The organism is Sphaerisporangium aureirubrum (assembly GCF_042658925.1).
GTDB lineage: Bacteria > Actinomycetota > Actinomycetes > Streptosporangiales > Streptosporangiaceae > Sphaerisporangium > Sphaerisporangium aureirubrum.
Map to the genome: position 1 here is coordinate 1 of NZ_JBHSRF010000165.1, position 4,038 is coordinate 4,038.

The 4,038-nt window shown below is 70.0% G+C and carries 3 protein-coding genes; all 3 read right to left on the reverse strand.

Going from position 1 to position 4,038, the window contains the following annotated elements:
• Positions 1–744: hypothetical protein (locus tag ACFP1K_RS40850; protein ID WP_380763935.1), on the reverse strand; the 744-nt coding region annotated here is incomplete at its 3' end.
• A gap of 410 nt (positions 745–1,154) precedes the next feature.
• Positions 1,155–2,780 carry a YifB family Mg chelatase-like AAA ATPase gene (locus ACFP1K_RS40855; RefSeq protein ID WP_380763937.1) on the reverse strand — a complete coding sequence of 542 codons (1,626 nt, stop codon included), beginning with the start codon at positions 2,778–2,780 and terminating at the stop codon, positions 1,155–1,157.
• Between the two features lies 1 nt (position 2,781).
• Positions 2,782–3,135, reverse strand: a complete 354-nt coding sequence (locus ACFP1K_RS40860) for a YraN family protein (RefSeq protein ID WP_380763939.1) — start codon at positions 3,133–3,135, stop codon at positions 2,782–2,784.
• Positions 3,136–4,038 lie beyond the last annotated feature (903 nt).

A 4,038-nucleotide genomic window follows, 5' to 3' on the forward strand; every position in this document is an offset into this window, starting at 1 on the left:
CACCCGCCGATCCACGACCACCGGAACACCCGCCTCCACATCCACGGAGACATCCACCCACGCGTCCACCGAAACGCCCGCCCGGACCTCGCCCGAGACTCCCACCGGAACGCCCTCCCGAACGCCCGCCTGAACGCCCACGGGGACATCCACTGAAACGTCCGCCTGCACGCCCGCAGGGACATCCGCCCGGACATCCACCAGGACCTCCCCCGGAACGCCCGCAGGCGCGTCCACCGAAACGTCCGCCCGGACATCACCCGGGACCTCCTGGTGCTCGGGGTGCGCGAACGGGAGTTCGTGCTGAGCGGCAGGCTGCTCGGGCTCCACCGGAACGTCCGCCTGAACATCCACGGGGACATCCGCCCGGACATCCACCCGAACGTCCGCCTGCACGCCCGCAGGGACATCCGCCCGGACATCCACCAGGGCCTCTCCCGGAACGCCCGCATGGGCGTCCACCGAAACGTCCGCCCGGACATCACCCGGGACTTCCACCGGAACGTCCGGCCGGACATCCACTCGAACGTCCGCCTGCACATCTGCCAGGACATCCGCTCGGATCTCCAGCGAACCGTCCGGCCGGACATCGCCGGGGACCTCCACCGGAATGACCGCATGAACGTCCACAGGAATGTCCGCAGGAATGTCCGCATGAAGGTCCGCGGAGGCGCTCCCCTGGGTATCCGCTCGGGCATCCGCTGGAACGTCCGTCTGTGTCGCCATCGGAACGTCCGTCTGCATGCCCGCTGGGATATCGGGCTGTACGTTGGCGAAGGTGGCCGCCTGGATAGGCGAGCCGTTGGTTGAGCCGTTCGAGGGCGCGCCGAGGGGGACGATCCCCGCTGCCTTGGGCGGCGTACCGGCTGGGGCGTCCTTCCGCTCACTCACCGAGCCATCCGTGCGTACGACCGGCTGGGCGGGGGGCGGGCTCGGCGGCTGGGCGGCAGGCAGGTTGGCTGCTGGGCGTGCCGGTCGGGGGGGCGCCGGGATGCTTGTCGGGGCGTTCCCGGGTGTATCGGCGGCGTCGGATGTCGGGGCGGTGGGGGTGGCGGCTATTTGGTGAGTGGGCATGTGGTTGGAGCCGTTCTGTGGATGAAGGTGGTCGGGGCAGGGGGGAGGGGGTGTCTGGGGTGGGGGGTGAGTGGTCGGGGTCATTCCAGACCGGTCCACATGGCAAGGGCGGTGGTGGTTTCGGGGAGTTCGGGCTGGGGCTTGCCGGTCAGGTCGGCGAGGGTCCAGGAGATGCGCAGGACGCGGTCCAGGCCGCGGGCGCTGAGTTCACCGGTGTCCAGGCAGCGGTAGAGGGGGGACATCGCCGGTAAGGGCAGGCGGAAGCGGCCGTGCAGGGCGGGTGACGGGACATCCGCGTTGCAGCGCCATGGGGTGCCGGCCAGTCGTTTGGCGGTGCGTTCCCGGGCGTGGAGGACTCGCTCGGCTACGGTCCCGCTGGTCTCGATGAACTGGCGGTCGGCGAGGAGCTCACGCCTGGTCGACCTGGTGAGGCGCACCTTGACGTCGACGCGGTCGAGCAGGGGGCCGGACAGCCGGGCCAGGTAACGTCTTCGCTGGCTCGGGGTGCACTGGCATGGGTTCTCTGGGGTCGACGGCTCGGCGCAGGGGCATGGGTTGGCCGCCAGCACCAGCATGAACCGGGCTGGGAACGTCACCGTCACCGCGGCCCGCGCAACCGTGACCTGCCCCGACTCCAATGGCTGTCGTAGCGAGTCGAGGACTCGGGCGGGGTATTCGGGGGCTTCGTCCAGAAAGAGCACGCCTCGGTGGGCCAGCGAGACCGCCCCTGGACGGATGACGCCGCTGCCTCCGCCGACGATCGCCGCCACGGTCGCCGTGTGGTGTGGGGCGACGAAGGGCGCGTGTTCGAGCAGGGGGCGCCCCGGCGGGAGGGTGCCCGCGACCGAGTGGATGGCCGTCACCTCCAGTGCCTGGTCTCGATCGAGCTCCGGGAGCAATGTGGGCAGCCGTTCCGCGAGCATGGTCTTTCCGGTGCCCGGCTGGCCGAGCATCCAGAGGTTGTGGCCTCCGGCCGCGCACACCTCCAGGGCACGGCGCGCGATCGCCTGACCGGCGACGTCTGACAGGTCGAGCGGGTGGGTCGCCTGGTCGGTGGGAGGTCGAGGGCGTAGGGCGCTGAGCTGGGTGGTCTGGTGGGCGGATGCCGCGGAGTGAGGGCTCGGGATGCCGTCCGGTGGGGTCGGTGGCGCGAGGTCGGGGATGCCGTCGAGTGTGGCGAGCTGAGCGGGGTCGGCGGTGCGCAGGGTCTCGATCAGCTCGGCGAGGGTCAGGACGGGGACCACGCGGATGCCGGGGACCAGGTCGGCCTCGGGGGCGTTGGCCATGGGGACGACGACGGTGCGGGCGCCCGCGTCGGCGGCGGCCACCACGGCGGGGAGGACGCCTCGTACGGGGCGGACCGTGCCGTCCAGGCCCAGCTCGCCGAGGAAGAAGGGCTGGGAAAGGTGGCGCCGGGGGACCAGGCCCGCGGCGCCGGCCAGGGCGACGGCTATGGCCAGGTCGAACAGGCTGCCGCGCTTGGGGAGACTGGCCGGGAACAGGCTGATGGTGACGCGGGCGTCCGGCCAGGGGTATCTGCTGTTGACGATCGCGGAGCGGACGCGGTCGCGGGCCTCGCTGAGGGCCGTGTCGAGCATGCCGATGAGGCTGACGCCGGCTAGGCCGTGGCCTACGTCGGCCTCGACTTCGACTACGTGGCCGCTGACGCCGACTAGGGCCACCGAGCGGGTGCGGGCTACGGCCATCTCAGGACACCCCCCGGTCGTGACGCAGCACGAACTGCCCGGCGAAACGCTCGATCGCCACCACGTCGACGCGGACCGCGGAGAACCACTTGGGTTGCATGCTCAGCCACTTGCCGGCGAGGGTGCGCAGGCGGGCGAACTTGGCGCGGGTCACGGATTCGAACGCTGTGCCGTGACTGCGTCCCGATCGGGTCTTCACTTCGACGACGACGAGCACTGAGCCTTCACTGGCCAGAATGTCGATCTCGCCGTCGCCACATCGCCAGTTGCGCTCCAGGATCTTCAACCCCGCCGCCCGAAGAAAGTCAACGGCGAGCTGCTCGCCGTGCCTCCCCAGCTCATGTATCTCGGCCATAGGACCACCTCCGGCCCCGACCTTCTCTCATCTCCGAACACGCCGCAGGCACCGAATTCGCTTCTGTGGATAACGTGTCCACGCCCGGCCAAAGCCCGGTTGTCCCCGCCGCCCAGACCTTGCCATGCCCTCCCCCCACCCACCCCCCGGCCTTACCGCCTCTTGGCCCAGCCTTGGCCCTCTCAGCGCTTTAGCCCGCCGATCGGGTGCCTGAGTGGGGAGACCGCCGTCGTCGTGCGTGTGCTGGATAGCGCCTGCGGGGGGGGTGAGGGTGTGGGGGATGGAGTGCCCGGTGGAGATGGAATGCGGGGTGGAGATGGGATGCATGCGCGGTGGGGGGTGGAGTGCTGATAGGCGTGCCGCGCGCTGCGCCGCACGGCCTGTCGCGATGAGCAGACGGGCGGCCTTCGGGGTTGACGAGCACGCCGCAGGCACAGGACATCGAAAACCGTGATGCAGGCAGGCCGGTGTGGAGTCTGGTTTGGCCGCCGTAGGACGGCGCCGGATTCGCCGCAGCACGTCCCACCGCGTCGGCGCCGGATCTACCCGGACGGGGTGTTACGAGCCAGCGCGGCCTCCGCCGCGCTACGGCAGGGCGGGGAGCCTGGTCCGGGGGCTGGTCCGGGGGCTGGTCCGGGGGCTGGACCGAAGACTAAGGGGGCGTCTCGTCGAGTGGTGTGATTTCGTACCCGAACTGAGATCCGAGACGTTTCGGTACCTGGTGGTGGGATCTGCGTACTCTTATCAAGATCGCACTAATTCACTAGCACAGGGGAACGTCACCGGACGAGTCGCGGTGGGGAGCAGGTGACGTCCCGTGGGGTGGTGTAAATCAAGTGATCGAATCGTCTGGTTGTGGGCGCGGGGTGAGTTCGGCGAGTGTGGTGGCAGAGGTGTTGGCGT

What these genes read in the sequence shown, in the direction of transcription:
- ACFP1K_RS40855 (WP_380763937.1), bottom strand. Translation starts at nt 2,780, where the DNA reads ATGGCCGTAGCCCGCACCCGCTCGGTGGCCCTAGTCGGCGTCAGCGGC.
- ACFP1K_RS40860 (WP_380763939.1), bottom strand. Translation starts at nt 3,135, where the DNA reads ATGGCCGAGATACATGAGCTGGGGAGGCACGGCGAGCAGCTCGCCGTT.